Raw genomic sequence first — 20,086 nt, 5'->3', positions numbered from 1 at the left:
TTCCCTTCGGTCTTGCGTTTCCAACTCTACCAGACTCTTTTCCGTTCCCGTTTCCGGTGTTGGAATTTCATCCAGTGGCCGTTGGAGTGGCCTTTTGCCTTTCGGCTGCTCCGACTTTATCAGAAGCAATTCGACTGAGCGAATCAGTGTCTTTGCGATCCAGATAAGGAGTCGGATGGCTCTGCGGGAAATTCGATTTCCGTGAGAGCAAGAGAGACATTAACGGTTGCACTCGACGATGTCCAGTTCGAGGCAACCGTTCAAATCTACCTCCCCACATCAGCCGTGTCAACGGTTTTTGTGGGCGAGGAGGACAGTAGCAGGTCAGAGGGGGCGGACGCACATCAGGCGGCGGCCGGGAGTTCGTCGCTGCGGTCGGTGCTGTCGACGTCGCCGGTCTCGCCGGCTCGGGCCGCCCGGCCCCCCAGGACGTAGACGTATACGAGGAACGCCAGCTCAGCGGCGACGCCTATGGCGATACGGGCCCAGGTCGGCAGCCCCGAAGGGGTGACGAAGCCCTCGATGACACCGGACACGAAAAGCACGATAGCCAGCCCGATCGCCATGCCGAGAGCTGCGCGACCCTGCTGGGCCAGGGCTGTCCGGCGCGAGAGCGGGCCGGGGTCGATGAGCGTCCAGCCCAGCCGGAGCCCCGTACCCGCGGCGACGAAGACCGCCGTCAGTTCGAGCAGGCCATGGGGCAGGACAAGGCCGAGAAAGACATCGAGCCGGTCGGCCGACGACATCAGTCCGATGCCCACGCCGAGGTTCAGCATGTTGAGGAAGAGGATCCAGATCACCGGAAGGCACAGGAACGCGCCCAGCGTCAGGCACATCGCGGCGGCCTGGGCGTTGTTCGTCCAGACCTGGGCGGCGAAGGAGGTCGCGGGGTTGCTGGAGTAGTAGGTCTCGTACTCGCCACCGGGGCGGGTCAGCTCGCGGAGGTCGTCCGGGGGCGCGATGGACGACTGGACCTCCGGGTGGACGCCGATCCACCAGCCGATGACCGCGGCGAGAAGGACGGACAGCACTGCCGTCGGTATCCACCAGTGCCGGGACCGGTAGACGGCCGCGGGGAATCCCGCCGTGAGGAAACGAGCCGCGTCGCGCCAGGTCGCGCGGCGGGTGCCGGTGACCGTGGCCCGGGCGCGGGCGACGAGCTGGGTGAGGCGGCCGGTCAGCGCGGGATCGGGGGCGCTGGACTGGATCAAGGAGAGATGGGTGGCGGTGCGCTGGTAGAGGGTGACGAGTTCATCGGCCTCGGCGCCGGTGAGCCGGCGGCCCCTCCGCAGAAGGTGGTCCAGGCGGTCCCACTCGGCGCGATGGGCGGTCACGAAGACATCGAGGTCCATGGTCGGCTGCTGCTCCAGGCACTGGGTGCGTACGGTTCGTCCTACTGCGGCGCGCTGTCGGCCAGCTTGGCAGACTGAAGGAGCGAGGGGCAGGGAAGGCCGACGCGAAGGGCTGCTGTGATGAGTGGGCTGGTGACGGGGGACGCGGTCGTGCTCGGACTGCGGCCGGCGAGGCTGCCGAGTCGCGCGCTCGCCGTGGCGATCGATCTCGCCGTCGTGGGCGCCGTGTACATCTTGATCTCCATAGGTCTCGCCGTGGCGACCGCCTCGCTGGACGAGGCGGCGGTCATGGCGGTGTCGATCGCGACGTTTCTGCTGGTCCTCGTGGGGACGCCGATAGCCGTGGAGACCCTCAGTCACGGGCGGTCGCTCGGGAAGCTCGCCTGTGGGCTGCGGGTGGTGCGGGACGACGGCGGCCCGATCAGGTTCCGGCACGCGCTGGTGCGCGGGGCGATGGGCGTGGTGGAGATCCTGATGTCGTTCGGGGTCATCGCCTGTATCGCTTCGCTGGTGTCGGCGCGGGGGCGGCGGATCGGGGATGTGTTCGCCGGGACGCTGGTGGTGCGGGAACGGGTGACGGCCGGGCCCCGAATGTCGGTGCCGCCGCCACCGCCGTGGCTCGTGGGGCGGTTCGGGGGTCTGGATCTGTCGGCCGTGCCGGACGCGCTGTGGCTGGCGATACGCCAGTACCTGACCCGGATGGGGCAACTGGACCCGGCGGTGGGCTGGGCGATGGCGGGACGGCTGGCCGATGATCTGGCGCGGCGCACCGGGGCGCCCGTGCCACAGGGGGTGCCACCGGCCGCGTATCTGGCGGCCGTGGTGAATGAGCGGCAGGCGCGGGACGTGCGGCGGGCCTTCGGGGGCGGAGTGGCGATGCCGTTCGTACCCGGAGGGCCGGCGAGTCCGGAGGCAGGGGCTCGTGTTCCCGGTGATGTGGCCGTGGCTGCTGAGGTACGAGGGGAGCTGGGCGGCGGCCGGGGTACGGGTTGGACGCTGGAAGGGGCCGTGGCACCGCGCGGGGGTTCGGTTCCGGGGCGGGGGGAGAGCGCCGGGCAGGTGCCCGTGCGGGACGCGGCGCGGAGGCCGGTGGTCGAGGGGGCGGGCGAGGGGCCGCGGGCGACGGGGTTCGCGCCGCCCGCTTAGAGCCGTCGACCGGGGCGAGGCTGGGGCGCGGGGGTCGGGCCCTGGCGGTCGGGATCAGGGGAAGAGCGAGGGTGGGGTCTCTAGCTGTTCCAGTTCGATGCCCGGGGCCGAGAGAACCACGTCGCCGGCGATGTGAACGGTGTGCTGCTCACCCGTGTCCAAGGCGCTGACCTGGTATTCGTCCACGGTCAGGGGGCCACTGTCAGTGGCATGGGCTTCACTGTTCAGCAGGGCCCAGGACTGGTCGAGGGTACGGGGAGCGAGGACGGGATCCGTGAGCGCGACAAGACGGACGCGGGTCGCGGGGGAACCGGGGGTGAGACGGAGCAGACGCGCAGTCGCGACGAGGAACGCGGGGGATGTGCCGGTGAAGGCGTGGGCGCGGACATTGCCTTCGGTGGCGTGGACCCCGGTGGGGTCGGTGCGGACCCAGGTGACGCCGTCGATGGCGGCACCGCGGACCTGCCAGCTCGCGGCGTTGAGTTCGAGGCGGATGGGGCGCCCGAGTTCGTCAAGGGCGAGGTCGACGGAGCCGGCGTGGTCGCCAGAGGGGCTGTTGAGCTGGGAGACATAGCGCCAGCCGGAGGGGCCGGGCGCGCAGTGGAAGTGCTCTTCACCGAGGGGGGTGTGATCGTGCGGATCATGGAGCGAATATCGGCCGCGGGGCATGGGGGCGTGGGGATCCTTGTGCGGTGGGTGGGGTTCCGGGCGGGGTGAGGTCCTGAGGCGCCCGGGTTCGGGGGAGTTTCCGTTCCGGACCGGGTGGAGTGCCGGGCGGGCAGGGGTCTCGCGGCTGGGCTGGCCGGTCCGGGACCGTGACAGGCCCCCGACACGGGGGTGCGGGGGCCTGTCACGGTGCCTGGCAGTTTCCTGGCGGTGCCGGCCGTTCCAGTTCATCGACGACGGTGCATCGACGACGGTGCATCGACGACGGTGCTCCTGGGGCCGGTCAGCCACCTCCGCCTTACCCGCCGCGGACCCGCCGCTGAGGGGTCTGGCCGAACTCAGTGGCGGGGCGGGCGGGCGTTCCCGGCTGAGCGGACGGTCGGTCCCCCAGCCGGGCGGGCCGGTCAGTAGCGGTAGTGGTCCGGCTTGTACGGGCCCTCGACCTCGACACCGATGTACGCCGCCTGCTCCGGGCGGAGCGTGGTCAGCTTGACGCCCAGCGCGTCGAGGTGGAGGCGGGCCACCTTCTCGTCCAGGTGCTTGGGCAGCACATAGACGTCGGTCGGGTACTCCTCCGGCTTCGTGAACAGCTCGATCTGCGCCAGGGTCTGGTCGGCGAAGCTGTTCGACATCACGAACGACGGGTGCCCGGTCGCGTTGCCCAGGTTGAGCAGCCGGCCCTCGGACAGCACGATCAGGACCTTGCCGTCCGGGAAGGTCCAGGTGTGGACCTGCGGCTTGACCTCGTCCTTGACGATGCCCGGGAGCTGCGCCAGGCCGGCCATGTCGAGCTCGTTGTCGAAGTGGCCGATGTTTCCGATGATCGCCTGGTGCTTCATCTTGGCCATGTCCGAGGCCATGATGATGTCCTTGTTGCCCGTCGTGGTGATGAAGAGGTCGGCGATGCCGACCACCTCGTCCAGCGTCGTCACCTGGTAGCCGTCCATCGCCGCCTGGAGGGCGCAGATGGGGTCGACCTCGGTGATGATCACTCGGGCGCCCTGGCCGCGCAGCGACTCCGCACAGCCCTTGCCGACGTCGCCGTACCCGCACACGACGGCGACCTTGCCGCCGATGAGCACGTCGGTGGCGCGGTTGATGCCGTCGATCAGCGAGTGGCGGCAGCCGTACTTGTTGTCGAACTTCGACTTGGTGACCGCGTCGTTGACGTTAATCGCCGGGAACAGGAGGGCGCCGTCGCGGTGCATCTCGTAGAGACGGTGCACACCCGTCGTGGTCTCCTCCGTGACGCCACGGATCTCCGACGCCAGGCGCGTCCACTTCTGCGGGTTCTCGCCGAGGGTGCGGTTGAGGAGACGGAGGATGTAGCTGTACTCCTCGCTGTCCGCCGTCGCCGGGTCGGGGGCCTCGCCGGCCTTCTCGAACTCGACGCCCTTGTGGACGAGGAGGGTGGCGTCACCACCGTCGTCGAGGATCATGTTCGGGCCGCCGGTGGGCGTGTTCGGCCAGGTCAGGGCCTGCTCCGTGCACCACCAGTACTCCTCCAGCGTCTCGCCCTTCCAGGCGAAGACGGGGACGCCCTGGGGGTTCTCCGGGGTGCCGTTCGGGCCCACGGCGATGGCCGCGGCCGCGTGGTCCTGGGTGGAGAAGATGTTGCAGGAGGCCCAGCGGACGTCGGCGCCGAGGGCGACCAGGGTCTCGATCAGGACCGCGGTCTGCACCGTCATGTGCAGGGAGCCGGTGACGCGCGCGCCGGCGAGGGGCTGACGCTCCGCGTACTCCTTGCGGATGGACATCAGGCCGGGCATCTCGTGCTCGGCGAGAGTGATCTCCTTGCGGCCGAAGGCGGCGAGGGAGAGATCGGCGACCTTGAAGTCCTGTCCGGTTGCGACAGTCGTCATTACGGGCTGCTCCTCAGATATCGGATAGAGGGTGAGGGTGGTGCGGCTGACTCCGCGGCGGTGGGCATAGAGATGCCCGGGTTCCACTCGCGGTGCAGTCCGTCGGAGGCCCTCTCTCCACTCGGCCGGTCCGCTGGACCGCCCGACCGCCATCAGCAGCGACGTCTGACTCTGGTCTCGAATCTACACCGGTCGGCGCGGTGCGCCCCAGCCCGTAGGGGGGCGGGATCCGGTCAGATCCCGGGTTTGGGGCGGTGTGGAGCGTGGAAGCAGCGCGGGACGGACGGGTCGTTCCGTCCCGCGCCGTGGGGGCTGGTGGTCAGTGCTCGGTGCCCGGCTTGGTCGCGGCCGACGGCTCCCGGTACACGTCCGGCTCCAGATAGATCACCCGCGCGATGGGGCAGGCCGCGCGGACGCGTTCCTCGGCGGCGTTGATCGAGGCGGCCACCTCGGGGGCCGTGTCGTCGTTGGGGACGGCGATCTTCGCGGCCACCAGCAGCTCCTCCGGGCCGAGGTGGAGCGTGCGCATGTGGATGATGCGGGTGACGCGCTCGCCGTCGACGAGCGCCGTCTCGATCTTCTTCAGGTCCCCGGGGCCCGCCGACTCCCCCAGCAGCAGGGACTTCGTCTCCACCGCCAGGACGAGCGCGATGAGGATCAGGAGTACGCCGATGCAGAGGGTGCCGATGCCGTCCCACACGCCGTTGCCGGTGGCCAGGGCCAGGCTGACCCCCGCGAGCGCCAGGATCAGACCGACCAGCGCGCCGAGGTCCTCCAGGAGGACGACGGGCAGTTCGGGAGCCTTCGAGCGGCGAACGAACTCCTTCCAGGAGAGCGAGCCGCGGACCGCGTTCGACTCCTTGATCGCCAGCCGGAAGGAGAAGGACTCGGCGATGATCGCGAAGACGAGGACGCCCACCGGCCAGTACCAGTGCTCGATGGCGTGCGGGTGTTTGATCTTCTCGTAGCCCTCGTAGATCGCGAACATGCCGCCGACCGAGAAGAGCACGATGGAGACGAGGAAGGCGTAGATGTAGCGCTCGCGGCCGTAGCCGAACGGGTGTTCAGGGGTGGCCGCGCGTTTTGCTCGGCGGCCACCGAGGAGGAGCAGGCCCTGGTTGCCGGAGTCCGCGAGCGAGTGGACGCTCTCCGCGAGCATCGACGACGAACCGCTGAACAGGAACGCCACGAATTTCGCTACCGCGATGGCGAGGTTGGCGACAAGTGCCGCCACGATCGCCTTGGTTCCGCCTGACGCGCTCATGTGTGCCGTGTCCCTTCGTACGCCGTCGTACACCGGCGTACGGGTTCGTACGCTGCCGTACGCCTGGGGAGTGACCTACGCCACTCCGGCTGTGCGGGGCGACATTGTTGCAGCCCCGGACGGCGGCCCGGGGTCAGATCACGACAGTGGCGCGGAACAGGGTTCCGGTGTGGCCGTCCGCCGCGGACAGGGCGACGGTCTCCCCCGCGCGCGCGAACGCCGATTCACCCGGGGCGAGGGTCATATCGTTGACGGTGACCCGGCCGGCGGTGCAGAGCAGGATCTGCGGAGCCTCGATGGTGAGGTCCTGAGCCGTGGCGCCCGGGGCGAGGAGATAGCGGGAGAGTCGGAATTCGTCGATCGGGGTGTCGTAGACCTCTTCCCCCGACGGCGACGCCTCGGGGCGCAGTACGGCGGGGTCACGCGCCTCGAAACGGACGACTCTGAGCAGTTCGGGCACATCGACGTGTTTCGGGGTGAGGCCGCAGCGCAGGACGTTGTCGGAGTTGGCCATGATCTCGACGCCGAGGCCGTCCAGATAGGCGTGCGGGACTCCGGCGCCCAGGAAGAGGGCCTCGCCGGGGTGGAGTTCCACGTAGTTCATCAGCATCGAGGCGAGGACGCCCGGATCGCCGGGGAAGTGGTGGGCGAGTCGGGCGTACGGGGCGTACGCACCGCCGAGGCGCTGTGCCGCGGCGGCGGCTTCGTCGACGGTGGCCGCCATCTCCCCCGGTTCGGCGCCCAGTACGGCCGTCAGGACCTCGCGCAGGGCCGCCTCCTCCGGGTGGGCGCTCAGGAGATCCACGTACGGCTTGAGGGCGTCGACATCGAGCCCGGCGAGAGTCCGCGCGGCGTCGCGGGGCGTCCGGAAACCGCAGAAACCCTCGAACCGGGTGAGCGCGCAGATCAGCTCGGGCTTGTGGTTGGCGTCCTTGTAGTTGCGCTCCGCCGCGTCGATCGGGATGCCCGCGCGCTGCTCGGCGGCGAAGCCCTCCTTCGCCCGCGCGAGATCCGGATGGACCTGGAGCGACAGGGGCGCCCCCGCCGCGAGGACCTTGAACAGGAAGGGGAGCCGCGGACCGAACTTCGCGACCGTCCGGGAACCGAGTTCGTGCACGGGGTCGGCGGCGATCACCTCATTGAGCGCGCCGCGATCGAGGCGGGAGGGGGCCCCGGGGTGCGCGCCCATCCACAACTCGGCCTGGGGCTCCCCGGTCGGGGCGGTGCCGAGCAGCTCCGGGATGGCGGTCGGGGAGCCCCAGGCGTAGGGGCGCACCGTGTTGTGGAGGCGGTCCATGTCGTGTTTCCCGGTTCTTGCCGTGGGTGCTGGTCAGTCCTGATGACGCGGTGGACGGGTGCCGGGATGCCCGGCGCCCGTCCACCGCGGGATCAGGAGGGGGTGGTCGGGGTGGCGAGCGCCAGATAGACGGCGGCGAAGTCGGTGACGGCGAGGAGTTCGGCGATCGACTCCAGCTCGGTGCCGTCCTCGGGTTCGAGTTCGCTGATCGGTGTGTCATGGCCGAGTGCGAGTTCCCGCGCGGCCGGGGCCGCGGTCAGTCCGCCGGTGGGGCGGTCCCGCAACAGGACCACCCGGGCCCGCATGGTCTGCGGCTCGTCGACCCGGTCCCGGAAGAAGTCGTCCGGGTCGGCTCCGGCCGCGAAGGAGCCCGCGAGCAGGACGCCGTGGGCGGGGAGGGCCTCCGGGAGCTGTGCCGCGATGGCGGGCCGGCCCGCCAGCTCGGCCAGGACGGCGGCGAAGCGGCGGCCCGCCGGAGCGGCGCCGGAACCCTCCGTCCAGATCAGCGGGAGGCTGTCGGCGAGTTCGGCGGCGAGGGTCTTCGCGGGGTTGCTGTAGGTGGCGATGGCCGGACCGCAGCGTTCGGCGGTGCGGTCGAGCCGGTCGGCGACCAGCGCGACGGTCTCCGGGGGCGCATCGATGAGGCCGACGCGGTCGAGCAGCGCGAGGAGGGGGGTCAGCAGGGCCCAGAGCGAGCCCGGACTGGCCGCCGCCGTCTCCTCGTACACCTCGTACGGGGAGGTCGCCATGGGCACGATGAGACCGTGCGTGCCGTCGACGGCCTCCGCGAGCGGTGAGCGCGGCGGGGCGACGGCCACGACCGTGCAACCGTGGCGGTACGCCTGCTCCGCGAGGAGGGACAGGCCCGGCTCGGTGCCGTCGGTGCTGACGACGAGCAGCAGGTCCAGATTGCCCGCCCAGCCGGGGAGCGCCCAGCGCAGCGCGCCGGGCGCGGGCGCGACGCCGGTGGGGCGGAGTGGGGTGACGGGGGCCGCGGCGCCGGCGAGCGCGCCGACGAGATCGGCGACACCGGTGGCGGCGGTGCCCGAACCCGCGACGAGGACGGCGCGGGGGCGGCCCTCGGGGTTCAGTTTGCCGATGCCCGCCTCGGCGGCGTGGCGGGCCGCGGTCCGGACGCGTGCGCCGGCTTCGGCGGCACCGCGGAGCAGTCCTCGGCGGTCGGCACGGGCTAGGGCTTCCGGGGCGTCGAGGAGCGACTCGTCGAGCATGGGGTGGGGCCTCCGATCGCCGGGCGGTGGACGGGGTGAGTGGTGCGTCAGTCGGGGCGGCGGGCCTCGTCCACGAGGAGGACGGGAATGCCGTCGCGTACGGGGTAGGCCAGGCCGCAGTCCTTGCCGGTGCAGATCAGCTCGGGTGCGTCGGCTGCCGAGCTGTCGCTGAGGGGGGCGTGGCAGGCGGGGCAGGCGAGGATCGCGAGAAGGCCGGCTTCGAGCGGCATGGGGGTTCCTTCGGGGTGCGGCGGGACGGATGGGGCGAATGGGTGGGCGGATCGGCCACGTCAGCGTACCGCTGGGGGGTGAGCGGGGGCGCGTTCTGGGGGCGGGGCTCCTCAATCGCCGGAGGGGCTGGATGTGATCCGGGGGCGGATTCGGCGCCGGGGCCGCGGGGCGGGGTGTCTGGCGGGTGTTCTCGCGGGGCGCCGCCCCGGGCCCGGCTCCTCAAACGCCGGAGGGGCTGAAATTGGCACCCGTAACCTCACGGCCCCGCACAGGACAGGCTCCTCCTCAAACGCCGGAGCGGCTGGACCTAACCGGGCGGCAGGCCGGGATCGGACGACTGAGGAACTGGATGACCACCACCCGGAGCCGCCTACCCAACCCGCAAGCCCAAGCTCCTCAAACACCGGAGAGGCTGAAATTGGCACCCGTAACCTCACGGCCCCGCACAGGACAGGCTCCTCCTCAAACGCCGGAGCGGCTGGACCTAACCGGGCGGCAGGCCGGGATCGGACGACTGAGGAACTGGATGACCACCACCCGGAGCCGCCTACCCAACCCGCAAGCCCAAGCTCCTCAAACACCGGAGAGGCTGGACTTGCCCGCCCGAGGCGGTGGATTTGGCCGACGGAGGGGGCTGGATCCGCCACCACAACCTCGCGGCCCCGCAGGGGCTGGGCTTCTCCTCAAACGCCGGAGGGGCTGGATTTACTGCCCGAGAGGGGTTGGATTTGCCCGGTTGAGGGGCTGGATTTAGCCGGGTGGGCGGCGGAGGGGTTGGGCTTGGCCCGTCGGGGGATGGAGGGCGCGCGGTGGAGGGGGTTGGCCTCGGGGGTGGGGAGCCGTGAGATACCCGGCGGCCCCTGCTCCTCGGGGAGGGGCAGGGGCCGGGAGGAGTTGGGGTCAGGCGCGGACCAGGGTGAGGACCTCGTCGCGGACGCGGTGCATCGTTTCCTCGTCGCGGGCCTCGACGTTCAGGCGCAGCAGCGGTTCCGTGTTCGAGGGGCGGAGGTTGAACCACCAGTCCTCGGTCGTGACCGTCAGGCCGTCGAGTTCGTCCAGCGTCACGCCGGGGCGGGACGCGTACGCCTCCCGTACCGCCGCCGTGCGGGCCGTCTGGTCGTCCACCGTCGAGTTGATCTCGCCCGAGCCCGCGTAGCGGTCGTACTGCGCCACCAGCTCGGAGAGCGTCCCCTGCTGGGTGCCGAGGGCCGCCAGTACGTGGAGGGCCGCCAGCATCCCGGTGTCCGCGTTCCAGAAGTCGCGGAAGTAGTAGTGCGCGGAGTGTTCGCCGCCGAAGATCGCCCCCGTACGGGCCATCTCCTGCTTGATGAAGGAGTGGCCCACCCGGGTCCGTACCGGCGTGCCGCCGTTCTCGCGGACCACCTCCGGGACCGACCACGAGGTGATCAGGTTGTGGATCACCGCGCCGCCGGGGTGCTTGGCGAGTTCCCGGGCCGCCACCAGGGCCGTGATCGCCGACGGGGACACGCCTTCGCCGCGCTCGTCCACGACGAAGCAGCGGTCGGCGTCGCCGTCGAAGGCGAGGCCGAGGTCGGCCCCCTCCTCGCGGACCCGTGCCTGGAGGTCGACGATGTTCGCCGGGTCCAGGGGGTTGGCCTCGTGGTTGGGGAAGGTGCCGTCCAGTTCGAAGTAGAGCGGTACGACGGTCAGGGGCAGCGACTCGAACACCGTCGGGACCGTGTGGCCGCCCATGCCGTTGCCCGCGTCGACGACGACCTTCAGCGGGCGCATCTCGGACAGGTCCACCAGTGACAGCAGGTGCGCCGCGTAATCCGTCAGCGTGTCCTTCTCGGTGACCTCGCCGGGCGTGGCGACCGGTGCCGGGGCCCCCTCGTCGGACCAGCGTTCCACCAGGGCCCGGATGTCGGCGAGGCCGGTGTCCTGGCCGACGGGCGCGGCGCCGGCGCGGCACATCTTGATGCCGTTGTACTGGGCGGGGTTGTGGGACGCCGTGAACATCGCGCCCGGCAGGTCGAAGCGGCCGGAGGCGAAGTACAACTGGTCCGTCGAGCACAGCCCGATCAGGGTCACATCGGCGCCGCGCGCCGCGGCACCGCGGGCGAACGCGCCCGAGAGTCCGGGGGACGACGGCCGCATGTCATGGCCGATGACAATGCCCTTCGCGTCCGTCACCTGGACGAACGCCGCTCCGAACAGTTCGGCCAGTGCCTCGTCCCACTGATCCGGCACCACCCCGCGAACGTCGTACGCCTTCACGATCTGCGACAGATCAGCAGCCACGGGCCAGCCCTTCAGTAAGTCTCTGCGGTCACCTCAAACTACCGGCACCCTCAGTCCTGGCCGTAGCGCGGATCAACGGATTCCGGGGCAAGCCCCAACAACTCCGCCACCTGCTCGACCACGACCTCATGCACGAGTAGTGCGCGCTCCTCGCGATTCTTCGTACGGATCTCCACCGGGCGCCGATAGACGACGATCCGCGCCGGCCTGCCCTTGTCGGCCGGCAGTGAGTCACCGAGCGGCACCGAGTCCTCCGGCGCGCCCGGCACGTCCAGCACCAGAAAGTCGACTTCCGCCAGTTGGGGCCAGCGACGCTCCAACCGTTCCACCGAATCCTGTACGAGGTCGTGAAACGATTCGGCTCTGCTCGTCGAGAGAGGCACCTGCGGCGGCGCGACCGGTCCGCGCATACCGCGGCCGTGGCGGTCGCGGCGACGTGGCCTCGGCTCAGTCGGGCGGGGCGGCACAGGACTGTCCATCACTGACGCAGGGTAGCTCTCCGGGGCGCGTGACGATCGGTTCACGCGCGGTGGGGACGGCTCTCACCGGCAGCCTGTCGCTAAATGAGCGTTCGGGCGGGCCTTGAGGCCGATTCCCTGCGCACCGACGATCACGTGAGGGACGGCCAATGACCTGATTTACACCACACCATGACCGAGTCAGTATGGATCGCCCGCCCTGGGCCCCTCCTCCGTCGCAGGTCAGGAGTGGCGTCCGGCGAGCGTCCGAACATGATCTCAGACCACGACACGGTGGAGTGACCTGATGGAGAGTCGTCGCAGCCCGCTCAAGAGTGCGGTACCGTCCAACGTCGTGAGCCCTGTACGTCGCTGTTCGCGCACCGCGTGCGGCCGCCCTGCCGTCGCGACACTGACGTACGTCTATGCCGATTCGACCGCGGTCCTCGGCCCGCTCGCCACCTACGCCGAGCCCCACTGCTACGACCTGTGCGCCGAGCACAGTGAGCGGCTGACCGCCCCGCGCGGCTGGGAGGTCGTCCGGCTCACGGACGGTTCGGCCCCGGCCCGGCCCAGCGGTGACGATCTGGAGGCTCTCGCCAACGCCGTACGGGAAGCGGCCCGTCCGCACGGCCGTGCCGCCGAGGCGCAGAACGGGCGGCGTTCGGCGGACCCCATGGAGGTCGCGCGCCGCGGCCATCTGCGGGTTCTGCGCTCGCCCGATTCCTGAGACGTATCCGCGTGGAGTGGGGAAATACCCGCGTGTGACGGGGAAGTACCCGTGGCTTCCGGCGCGTACCGCTGGATTCGGGCGCGCACCCCGGCGGGCGGCGTGAGGTGGTCAGTCGTCGAGGACCGACAGGTCCTGTTCCGCCTCGGGGACCGCGACCGTGCCCCGGTCGTCCGGCAGTGTCTGGACCGTGAACATCGCGATCCCGTCCTCCGGCAGCACCAACGACCGTGACGCATAGACCGGACCGCCCGATTCCGTCTCCACCGTCAGCCCGTACGAGCCCTTCAGTCCGGCCGGTGCGGGTGGCGCGACCGCCAGTGTGGCGCCCGCCTTCAGCGCGTACGTCTTGCTGACGGGCTCACCGCCCTCCGTACCCGCCGACGCGGTGACCGTCACCTCGGCGGCGGCGCCCGGCGCGGTCAGCGAGAGCGTCCCGCCCTCGGCCCGGTTGTCGGCGACCGAGGCCCGCTCCCCCACCGGCACCGTCGCCGGGATGAAGGCGACCTCCTGCTTGTCACCCTTGCCGCGCACCACCCGCAGCGCGGCCACCACCGGAGTCGCCCGGGTGCCCGGGGTCGGGCCGACGATCAGCGAACCCGCCTCGCCCTTGGTGACGTCCCGCAACTCAAGACTGGCCGTCATACCCGACTTGACGTGCAGTGACTCTCCTCCGGACGGTACGAACCTGCCTCCGGGGCCCGCCAGCTCGATCTTCAGATCGGCGTCGTTGTCACCGGGTGCGAAGACCACGAGACGGACGGAGGTGGCGTCCGCCGGGATGCCCGGCAGCACCTGCCTGCTCGCCGGATCGGCCGCCGCCGTCAGCCAGTCGACGCCCACCGACTCCTCCGCCGTCCGAACCGCCGCGCCGATCCGGCCGGTACGGGTCGTGACATGGACCGTGACATCGGGCGTCACCTCGGAGGTCAGCGTCGAGAGGAGGATCGGGAAGCTGGAGCCGGCCGACACCGGAATGCCCTCGGTCAGCATCGTCTTCAGCTCGCCCTCCTTCCCGTACAGCTCGATGTCGACGATCGCGGGGGTGTCGTCGGGGTTGGTGAGGTGGATGTAGTCCTGCCGCTCCTTGGCGGTGGACGCTCCCGGGAACCAGAACTCCGTATCGGGCGGCGTGCAGCTCATTCCCAGCACACCGCGGGCGCCGCCCGCCTCGACCGTGGTCGTCTGCTGGGCGGTCCAGCCGGGGGCGAGCCGGCCGCTGGCGGTGCCGATGAGCGCGGGCGCGTCACCGCCGCTCGCCTCGGCGGCGACCGGCTTGCCGGGTGCCTTCAGCGCGATCAGCGGCTTCTCGGCGGCGGCCTTCTGGGCCGCCTTCTTCTTGGGGTCGTCGCCCGGGGCCGTCAGGATCCCGCTCGGCGGGGTGAGTTCGGCCTTACCGGTCTCGCCGGTGCCGCCCTTCGTGGCCGGGGTGACGGAGGTGTACGCGGTCTCGGCCAGCTCGGAACTGCTGGGCGCGGGGCAGAGCAGGCTGGAGCGCTCGACCGGGAGCCGCGCCGGGGCGGCGGCGGCCGTCGCCGGGTCCGTGTCCTCCGGCGCGGTGAGCGAGGCGAAGCCGGTGATGGCGACGAGCGCGGTCGCGGTGGCGAGCAGGGAGATGGTCGTGCGCTTCACTCTGACTCGCCTCGGGTCGCGTCGGTGCGGTAGGGGTCGGGGGCGGTCGCGCCGTAGGGATACGGGTCGGGGGCGCCGGGGGTGGTGCCGGTGCCGTACGGGCGGGGGGCGGTGTCGGGGCCCGTGCCGTACGGATCGGGGGTGGCGGAGCCCGTGCCGTACGCGTCGGAGTCGGAGCCCGGTCGGTACGGGTCGGAAGCGGCGGAGTCGGAGCCCGATCGGTACGGGTCGGTCCCGTACGGCCGCTCGTACCCCTGCCCCGGGTACGGCTGTTCCCCGGCCGCTCCCCGATCCGGTACCGGCACCGGATCGGCCTCGGTGGCCTGGGCCCGCAGTCGGCGCGCCCTGCGGCCCTCGCCGTCCACCGGCTGCTCGGGCAGTGCGATCGTCTCCGGAGTCTCCTCCGGCAGATCGTCGTCGATCCGCGCCCGGCGGCCGGGCAGCGCCAGCACCACCAGGACCAGGACGAGGAACACCTGGGTCCAGACCCAGCCGGTGCGGGCAGTGGAGTTCTCGTGCGTCAGCACCAGCCTGCCCCCGTCGGCGGGCAGTTCGAAGCCCTGGGCCCAGCCGTCGACGGTCGTCTTCCGCAGTTCGCGCCCGTCGAGGGTGGCGCGCCAGCCGTCGTCGGCGCGGTCCGCGATCCGCAGCACGCGCCCCCCGGCGCCGGCCGGGATCTCGGCGTTCGCGCCGACCGCCGCCGACGCCACCGGCAGCGGATCGGCGTCACCGCTGACGATGGTGGCGCGGGCGACCTGGCGGTCCACCCGCCACAGCGCGCTGCCGTCGAGCCGGCTGAGCCTGCTGAGGCCAGGGGTCGCGTCCAGGGTGCGGGTGGTCTGGCGCGGCGCGCCATCGCGTACCAGGACATAGCGGATGGCGAAGCCGCTGAGCTGACGGGTCTGGTCGGCGCCGGACCCCGCGACGAGGTTGGCGACGACCTTGTCGAGCCGGGCGTCGCCGTCACCGGCCGCGGCGAGTTCGGCGTCACCGAGCCGGCCACCGGCCCCCCGTACCAGCGTGTACGGCACCTTCGCGGCGGTCGTACCGCCGAGCACCAGGGTGCGCGGCTGGTCGCGGGTGTCGCTCTCCTCCGCGACGAACGCGGGGACCTGGACCGGGTCCCGGCGCTCCAGCGGTCCGGCAGCGCCGCTGATCATCCAGTTCGCGGCGGCGACGACCGGTCCGACGGCGGCGGCGACGGCGATGAGCACCGCGACGGGCTGCCGCCAGCCGAAGTTCTGCGCGCCGACCCGGGTACGGCCCAGCTCGGCGCCGAGCACGGCCGCCGCGAGCAGTGCGAGACCGTAGACGAGGGTGGCGGGCCCGGCCCAGCCGGAGCGGTTGGCGAGCACGGCGAAGACCAGACCGACCAGGGCGGCGACCCAGGCGGCGCGGATCGCGGATCGCCGTTCCTCGCGCAGCAGGGCGGCGAGCGCGGCGAGGACGATCCCGATGAGCAGCACTCCGCCGACCGTCTTCGGGCCGCCGGGGCTGATGCCGAGCAGGTCGGTCGCGGAGGCCGCCGTACCGCCGATGTCGAGTCCGACCTCGCGGAGGAGGGCGGCCGGGTCGGTGAGCAGCGTCAGCGACCAGGGCGCGAGCATCAGCAGCGGGGTGCCGACGGCGGCGACGAAGCGCGATCCGTACGCCAGCAGGTCGCCGCGGCGCAGCACCAGGATGCCGAGGCCGAGCACGACCGCGATCGGCCAGACGATCGGGGTGAAGGCGGTGGCGACCGTCAGCAGCAGGGCGTACGCCCAGGTGGCGCGCCAGGAGCCACGGCCGGCCCGGTGCAGTCCGTGCGCGGCGACGGCGGCGCGGGCGATGAGCGGCAGCAGGATCGCGAGGACGGCGGTACCGAGCCGTCCGGTGGCGAGCGCGCCGGTCACGGCGGGCAGGAAGGCGTAGGCGATGCTCGCCCAGGCCCGCAGCAGCCGGGAGCCGACGAGGGGGCGGGAGGCGAAGTAGGCGGTGAGTCCGGCGAGCGGGACCGAGCAGACGAGCAGCACGGTGAGCGCGAGGCCGGTGGAGCCGAGGAAGAGGCCGGAAAGTCCGGCGAGTACGGCGAGGTAGGGCGGCGCGGTCTGGGTGCCGCCGGTGCCGAGGGGGTGCCAGGTGTCGGCGTACCGGGACCACAGGTCGGCGACGTCGGCGGGGGCGGCGAGCAGTGCGCCTCCGGCGAGCGATCCGCCGCCGAAGAGGCCGCGGCAGGCGACGAGGGAGACGAGGAGCAGCAGGCCGAAGAGGACGGGCGCGGGTTTGCGCGCGATCTTCTTCAGCCGGGCGAACTGCTCGACCTCCAGGAAGTCGGCGTCGTCACCGCCCGGTCCGGACTCGACGGCGCCGTGGCGGGAGCCGCTGGCGTCGGAGTCGTCACCGGCGCCGAGATGGCTCGCGACCTGTTCGACGGTGGCGCGGACGGTGGCGCCCGGTGGCGGGAACAGGGGCCGGAGTTCGGACCCGTCGACCACGTGGCCGGCCGATCTGGCCCGGCGTCCGGCGATGACGCGTTCGGGGCGGAGCAGGACCGCGAAGAGGCCCATGATCTCGTCGACGGCCTGGCCGGGGGTCTTGCCGATGAGGTAGGCGAGGGTCCGCAGCACGGTGCCGAGGACGATCCGGAGGAGTACGTACGGGAGGGTCGCGCCCCGCGCGTTGGTGAGCAGGGTGTAGACGGCGCCGGCCTTGTCGACGCGGTGCGGGCTGGTGACGGACCGGCCGGCGCAGTCGACGGTGCGGCGTTCCCGGGAGGCGGCCTCGGCGTGCCGGAGCACGGCGTCGGGGGCGACGAGTACGCGGTGTCCGGCGCGGTGGGCGCGCCAGCACAGGTCGACGTCGTCGCGCATGAGGGGCAGTCGCCGGTCGAAGCCGCCGAGCTGGTCGAAGACATCGCGGCGGACGAGCATCCCCGCCGATGAGACGGAGAGGACGGTACGGATCTGGTCGTGCTGGCCCTGGTCCTGTTCGCGGCGGTCGAGGCCGGTCCAGCGGCGTCCGCTGTTGGCGATGGAGACGCCGGCTTCGAGGAGTTGCTTGCGGTCGTACCAGCCGCGGAGCTTGGGGCCGACGATCGCGGTGTACGGGTCGGAGTCGACGACGCGCAGGAGTTCGGCGAGGGCGCCCGGGTCGGGGGCGCTGTCGTCGTGGAGCAGCCAGAGCCACTGCACCGGTTCGCCGTGGGGCAGTTCGGGCATCTCGTAGGCGTCGTCGTGCCAGGTCCTGGTCGCCGGGTCCCAGCCGCTGGGCCGCTTCAGATACGGCAGGTCCTCGGGGGTGAGGACGCCCGCGGTGCGCGTGGCCTCGTCGACGGCGGTGCCGAAGCCGGTACGGCGCGCGAGGTGGAGGACGCGGTCGGCGCCGAGCGCCTCGGCGAGCAGCCGTGCGGAGTCGTCGGCGCTGCCGGTGTCGGCGGCGACGACGTTCTGGACGGGGCGGTCCTGTCCGAGGAGGCCGGCGATGACGTCGGGGAGCCAGCGGGCGCCGTCGTGGGAGACGAGGACGGCGGTGACGACGTGCCGCGGGAACTCCGGCGGATGCGCGGGGCTGAACGCGGCGGTGGTGGGGGACATTGAGGTACGGGCCCTCCGGCCGGGGTCGGCCCCTTCCCGTCAAGGGCGCGGGCGCTGAGGCGTCTGGGACGGGGCCCCACACTAACGGTAGGGAAGGGTGTCGGGTCGCGAAGTGGGTTGACCGGCGCACCCGGTGGGGATGCGCGCGCGGTGGGACGCCCCGGGCGGGATCGGCGCGGGGTCGGGGCGGGACCCACGCGGGGCCCGGGCGGGATCCACGCCGGATCCGGGCGAGAGGGGGCATCGGTCGGGGCGGGCGCGGTGCTGGCGGGGGCGGGCTGCGGAGCAGGAGCGGGCCGGCGGAGCAGGAGCGGGCCGGCGGAGCAGGAGCGGGCCGGCGGAGCAGGAGCGGGCCGGCGCGAGTGCGGGCCGAGGATGCGGGCCGCGGCCGGGGCACGGTCGGCGGCACGAGAGCAGGCCGTCGCAAGTGCGGCCGAGGATGCGGGCCGCGGAGCTGGCGGGGCGCCGCGGAGCGCGAGCGGTCGGCGGCGCGGGCCGGGCGCCGTCGTGGCACCGGATGCTTCTGGGCCGGGGAGCACGCGAACGGTCCGCCGGCTGCGATGTCCTCGCGGGCGGCGGACCGTGATCGATATTCGGGTGACCGGTGTTCCGGGCCCGGTCTTTCCGAGGTCGGGGTTTCCGGACCTGGGATTTCCGAGGCTGGGCGTTCGAGTGCTGGATGTCGGGGTGCTGGATGTCGGGATCCTGGGGTGTTCCGGTCCTCTTGCTCCGGCGACCGGCTTTCCGGTGACGGGTGCTCGGGAGAACGGCCTTTCGGCGATCGTTTTTCCTATGATCGGAATTCCGGTGGGCGCCGTTCCGGCGGGTGCGGGATATCCGGTCGGTCTTCAGACGGCGGCCTTCTTGAGCCGTCGCCGCTCACGCTCCGACAGGCCGCCCCAGATGCCGAACCGCTCGTCGTTCGCGAGCGCGTACTCAAGACATTCCGAACGGACTTCGCACGCCAGGCAGACTTTTTTCGCCTCACGCGTGGATCCGCCCTTTTCGGGGAAGAAGGACTCGGGATCGGTCTGGGCGCACAACGCGCGCTCTTGCCAGCCGATTTCGTCGTCCGCGTCCTCGACCAGCAGTTGTTCGAACAGCTCGGTCATGTGCGCCCCTCGTCTGTCTTTGCGTCCCCGTGATGTTGCCGTGATCGGTTTCGGCCAAACGACACGAGTGAAATTACAAGTGTGTGGATCAAGGCCAGTCAAGCCAAGATCTGCTATTGGGCCCCGTATTCACTCTGCGGAACCAAGGCTATGCGGAAAGTGTTCAAATCACCAAAAACCTGACACATGCCCACCGCCTGCCCCGCGCCCTTCCGTGCCCCCCTCCCTACGACGGAGGACGACACGCGGTTCGATCCTGTTGCGATCGAGCCACTGAAGCGATCCGGATCACAGTCCAGTCACGGGACGGCCGCCCGTATCACCGCGCGGCCGACGCGTCGAGCACCGGTTGCTGCGCCATGTCTCCGCCATCCCACCTGCACAAACCTTTCTCCGGGCTTCGTAACCGGATGAGGTGAAACATTGCCGCCAAATCGGTCATTGAGTTGACATGAAACGGTCCCAACCGTCACCGTTGGTGGCATGTCAGCGACCGCAGCGCCTTCCGCAACCCCCATCCGCGGGTTCCGCAGCGCTGTCCAGGCCCGCTGTTGCTGTTCCAGCTGTTGATGCCGTAGCGCTCCAGCGATCCGCCGCACACCCACCCGGCCCCCGTTTCCGCGGACACCTCGCGGTTCCGCCCCACCGGTACCCAGCGGCATGCGATCCCCGTATGTGACCCCCGCCCGCTTGTTTCGCAGCCGCGAACTCCGCCGAGGAACCACCACATCCATGAACAGCGACAGCGATATCCAGATCGCCGGCGACATCCTCGCCGTGCAGCACCTCCTCCAGCCCGCCCCGGAGCACCCGGCGACCGTCGCCGACTACGTCGGGCTCGCCCGCTCCATCGCCGGGGACCGCGCGCAGTGGGCCCCCCTCGTCGAGTACGACGCCACCACCCGCTGGTACCACCGGCTGCGCACCGGCCCCGGCTACGAGGTCTGGCTGCTCTCCTGGGTACCGGGACAGCGCAGCGGACCCCATGACCACGGCCGTTCCTCCGGGATCCTGACCGTCGTCCAGGGCAGCCTCACCGAACGCACCCGGGGCGGCTCCCACGAACTCGTCACCGGAGCCCAGCGGGTGTTCGCCCCCGGCTACGCGCACGACGTCGTCAACGATTCGCTCGAACCCGCCGTCTCGCTGCACATCTACTACCCCGGACTGACCGAGATGCCGATGCACACCGACGGCATCCCGCACGCGGAGTGCCAGGGCAGCCGCCCCACCGACCGCGCCGACCGTGCCACCGTCCCCGCCTGACCGTCCC

Annotated in this window: 15 protein-coding genes; 3 read left to right on the top strand and 12 right to left on the bottom strand. The window is 71.4% G+C overall.

The window, feature by feature from the left end; all coding sequences use genetic code 11:
• Positions 1-344: 344 nt before the first annotated feature.
• A complete protein-coding gene (locus ACH4S7_RS28920; protein ID WP_398524250.1) occupies positions 345-1,352 on the bottom strand; it encodes a stage II sporulation protein M in 1,008 nt (335 codons plus the stop codon).
• A gap of 120 nt (positions 1,353-1,472) precedes the next feature.
• On the opposite strand from ACH4S7_RS28920, the gene ACH4S7_RS28915 reads away from it, so the two are divergent.
• Complete coding sequence (locus tag ACH4S7_RS28915; protein ID WP_398524249.1) at positions 1,473-2,498, top strand: RDD family protein; 1,026 nt, start codon at positions 1,473-1,475, stop codon at positions 2,496-2,498.
• 54 nt (positions 2,499-2,552) lie between these two features.
• Here the strand turns inward: ACH4S7_RS28915 and ACH4S7_RS28910 are convergent, their stop codons facing one another.
• From ACH4S7_RS28910 to ACH4S7_RS28875, 8 genes are all read right to left on the bottom strand, one after another.
• Entirely contained in the window at positions 2,553-3,167 is a 615-nt protein-coding gene (locus ACH4S7_RS28910; protein WP_398524248.1) for a hypothetical protein, read from the bottom strand.
• Positions 3,168-3,568: 401 nt separating this feature from the next.
• The gene (gene ahcY, locus ACH4S7_RS28905; RefSeq protein WP_398524247.1) at positions 3,569-5,026 is read right to left on the bottom strand and encodes an adenosylhomocysteinase; all 1,458 of its coding nucleotides are present in this window, start codon (positions 5,024-5,026) and stop codon (positions 3,569-3,571) included.
• Positions 5,027-5,345: 319 nt separating this feature from the next.
• Positions 5,346-6,290 (bottom strand): cation diffusion facilitator family transporter, encoded by a 945-nt coding sequence (locus tag ACH4S7_RS28900; protein ID WP_398524246.1) that lies wholly within the window; start codon positions 6,288-6,290, stop codon positions 5,346-5,348.
• A 133-nt stretch (positions 6,291-6,423) separates the two neighbouring features.
• The gene (manA, locus tag ACH4S7_RS28895; RefSeq protein WP_398524245.1) at positions 6,424-7,587 is read right to left on the bottom strand and encodes a mannose-6-phosphate isomerase, class I; all 1,164 of its coding nucleotides are present in this window, start codon (positions 7,585-7,587) and stop codon (positions 6,424-6,426) included.
• Between the two features lie 92 nt (positions 7,588-7,679).
• The gene (locus ACH4S7_RS28890) at positions 7,680-8,816 is read right to left on the bottom strand and encodes an SIS domain-containing protein (RefSeq protein WP_398524244.1); all 1,137 of its coding nucleotides are present in this window, start codon (positions 8,814-8,816) and stop codon (positions 7,680-7,682) included.
• 47 nt (positions 8,817-8,863) lie between these two features.
• Complete coding sequence (locus ACH4S7_RS28885) at positions 8,864-9,046, bottom strand: Trm112 family protein (RefSeq protein WP_398524243.1); 183 nt, start codon at positions 9,044-9,046, stop codon at positions 8,864-8,866.
• A gap of 901 nt (positions 9,047-9,947) precedes the next feature.
• Positions 9,948-11,309: a phosphomannomutase/phosphoglucomutase gene (locus ACH4S7_RS28880; protein WP_398524242.1), complete on the bottom strand. Its 1,362-nt coding sequence runs from the start codon at positions 11,307-11,309 to the stop codon at positions 9,948-9,950.
• Between the two features lie 50 nt (positions 11,310-11,359).
• On the bottom strand, positions 11,360-11,788 hold the full coding sequence (locus tag ACH4S7_RS28875) for a metallopeptidase family protein (protein WP_398524241.1): 429 nt from the start codon (positions 11,786-11,788) through the stop codon (positions 11,360-11,362).
• A gap of 286 nt (positions 11,789-12,074) precedes the next feature.
• Here ACH4S7_RS28875 and ACH4S7_RS28870 point away from each other — a divergent pair, with 286 nt between their 5' ends.
• Complete coding sequence (locus ACH4S7_RS28870) at positions 12,075-12,497, top strand: DUF3499 domain-containing protein (protein WP_398524240.1); 423 nt, start codon at positions 12,075-12,077, stop codon at positions 12,495-12,497.
• Positions 12,498-12,608: 111 nt separating this feature from the next.
• Here ACH4S7_RS28870 and ACH4S7_RS28865 read toward each other — a convergent pair whose 3' ends face one another.
• The 3 genes from ACH4S7_RS28865 to ACH4S7_RS28855 all read right to left on the bottom strand — a co-directional run bounded on the left by ACH4S7_RS28865 (position 12,609) and on the right by ACH4S7_RS28855 (position 18,813).
• Positions 12,609-14,129 carry a DUF5719 family protein gene (locus ACH4S7_RS28865; protein WP_398524239.1) on the bottom strand — a complete coding sequence of 507 codons (1,521 nt, stop codon included), beginning with the start codon at positions 14,127-14,129 and terminating at the stop codon, positions 12,609-12,611.
• Complete coding sequence (locus tag ACH4S7_RS28860) at positions 14,126-17,701, bottom strand: glycosyltransferase (protein ID WP_398524238.1); 3,576 nt, start codon at positions 17,699-17,701, stop codon at positions 14,126-14,128. Before ACH4S7_RS28860 ends, ACH4S7_RS28865 begins: the two co-directional genes overlap by 4 nt.
• An 848-nt stretch (positions 17,702-18,549) precedes the next feature.
• Positions 18,550-18,813: a WhiB family transcriptional regulator gene (locus ACH4S7_RS28855; RefSeq protein WP_006348971.1), complete on the bottom strand. Its 264-nt coding sequence runs from the start codon at positions 18,811-18,813 to the stop codon at positions 18,550-18,552.
• 732 nt (positions 18,814-19,545) lie between these two features.
• On the opposite strand from ACH4S7_RS28855, the gene ACH4S7_RS28850 reads away from it, so the two are divergent.
• The gene (locus ACH4S7_RS28850; protein WP_398524237.1) at positions 19,546-20,079 is read left to right on the top strand and encodes a cysteine dioxygenase; all 534 of its coding nucleotides are present in this window, start codon (positions 19,546-19,548) and stop codon (positions 20,077-20,079) included.
• Positions 20,080-20,086: the final 7 nt, after the last annotated feature.

Source organism: Streptomyces sp. NPDC020965, assembly GCF_044333555.1.
Taxonomy (GTDB): Bacteria; Actinomycetota; Actinomycetes; order Streptomycetales; family Streptomycetaceae; genus Streptomyces.
The sequence above is the reverse complement of the archived record's forward strand: the minus strand, read 5'-3'. Positions and strand labels throughout refer to the sequence as shown.

Excerpts from the sequence above, each read along its gene's own strand:
- ACH4S7_RS28920 (WP_398524250.1), bottom strand. The coding sequence starts at position 1,352 with ATGGACCTCGATGTCTTCGTGACCGCCCATCGCGCCGAGTGGGACCGC.
- ACH4S7_RS28915 (WP_398524249.1), top strand. The coding sequence starts at position 1,473 with ATGAGTGGGCTGGTGACGGGGGACGCGGTCGTGCTCGGACTGCGGCCG.
- ACH4S7_RS28910 (WP_398524248.1), bottom strand. The coding sequence starts at position 3,167 with ATGCCCCGCGGCCGATATTCGCTCCATGATCCGCACGATCACACCCCC.
- ahcY (WP_398524247.1), bottom strand. The coding sequence starts at position 5,026 with ATGACGACTGTCGCAACCGGACAGGACTTCAAGGTCGCCGATCTCTCC.
- ACH4S7_RS28900 (WP_398524246.1), bottom strand. The coding sequence starts at position 6,290 with ATGAGCGCGTCAGGCGGAACCAAGGCGATCGTGGCGGCACTTGTCGCC.
- manA (WP_398524245.1), bottom strand. The coding sequence starts at position 7,587 with ATGGACCGCCTCCACAACACGGTGCGCCCCTACGCCTGGGGCTCCCCG.
- ACH4S7_RS28890 (WP_398524244.1), bottom strand. The coding sequence starts at position 8,816 with ATGCTCGACGAGTCGCTCCTCGACGCCCCGGAAGCCCTAGCCCGTGCC.
- ACH4S7_RS28885 (WP_398524243.1), bottom strand. The coding sequence starts at position 9,046 with ATGCCGCTCGAAGCCGGCCTTCTCGCGATCCTCGCCTGCCCCGCCTGC.
- ACH4S7_RS28875 (WP_398524241.1), bottom strand. The coding sequence starts at position 11,788 with ATGGACAGTCCTGTGCCGCCCCGCCCGACTGAGCCGAGGCCACGTCGC.
- ACH4S7_RS28870 (WP_398524240.1), top strand. The coding sequence starts at position 12,075 with ATGGAGAGTCGTCGCAGCCCGCTCAAGAGTGCGGTACCGTCCAACGTC.
- ACH4S7_RS28860 (WP_398524238.1), bottom strand. The coding sequence starts at position 17,701 with ATGTCCCCCACCACCGCCGCGTTCAGCCCCGCGCATCCGCCGGAGTTC.
- ACH4S7_RS28855 (WP_006348971.1), bottom strand. The coding sequence starts at position 18,813 with ATGACCGAGCTGTTCGAACAACTGCTGGTCGAGGACGCGGACGACGAA.
- ACH4S7_RS28850 (WP_398524237.1), top strand. The coding sequence starts at position 19,546 with ATGAACAGCGACAGCGATATCCAGATCGCCGGCGACATCCTCGCCGTG.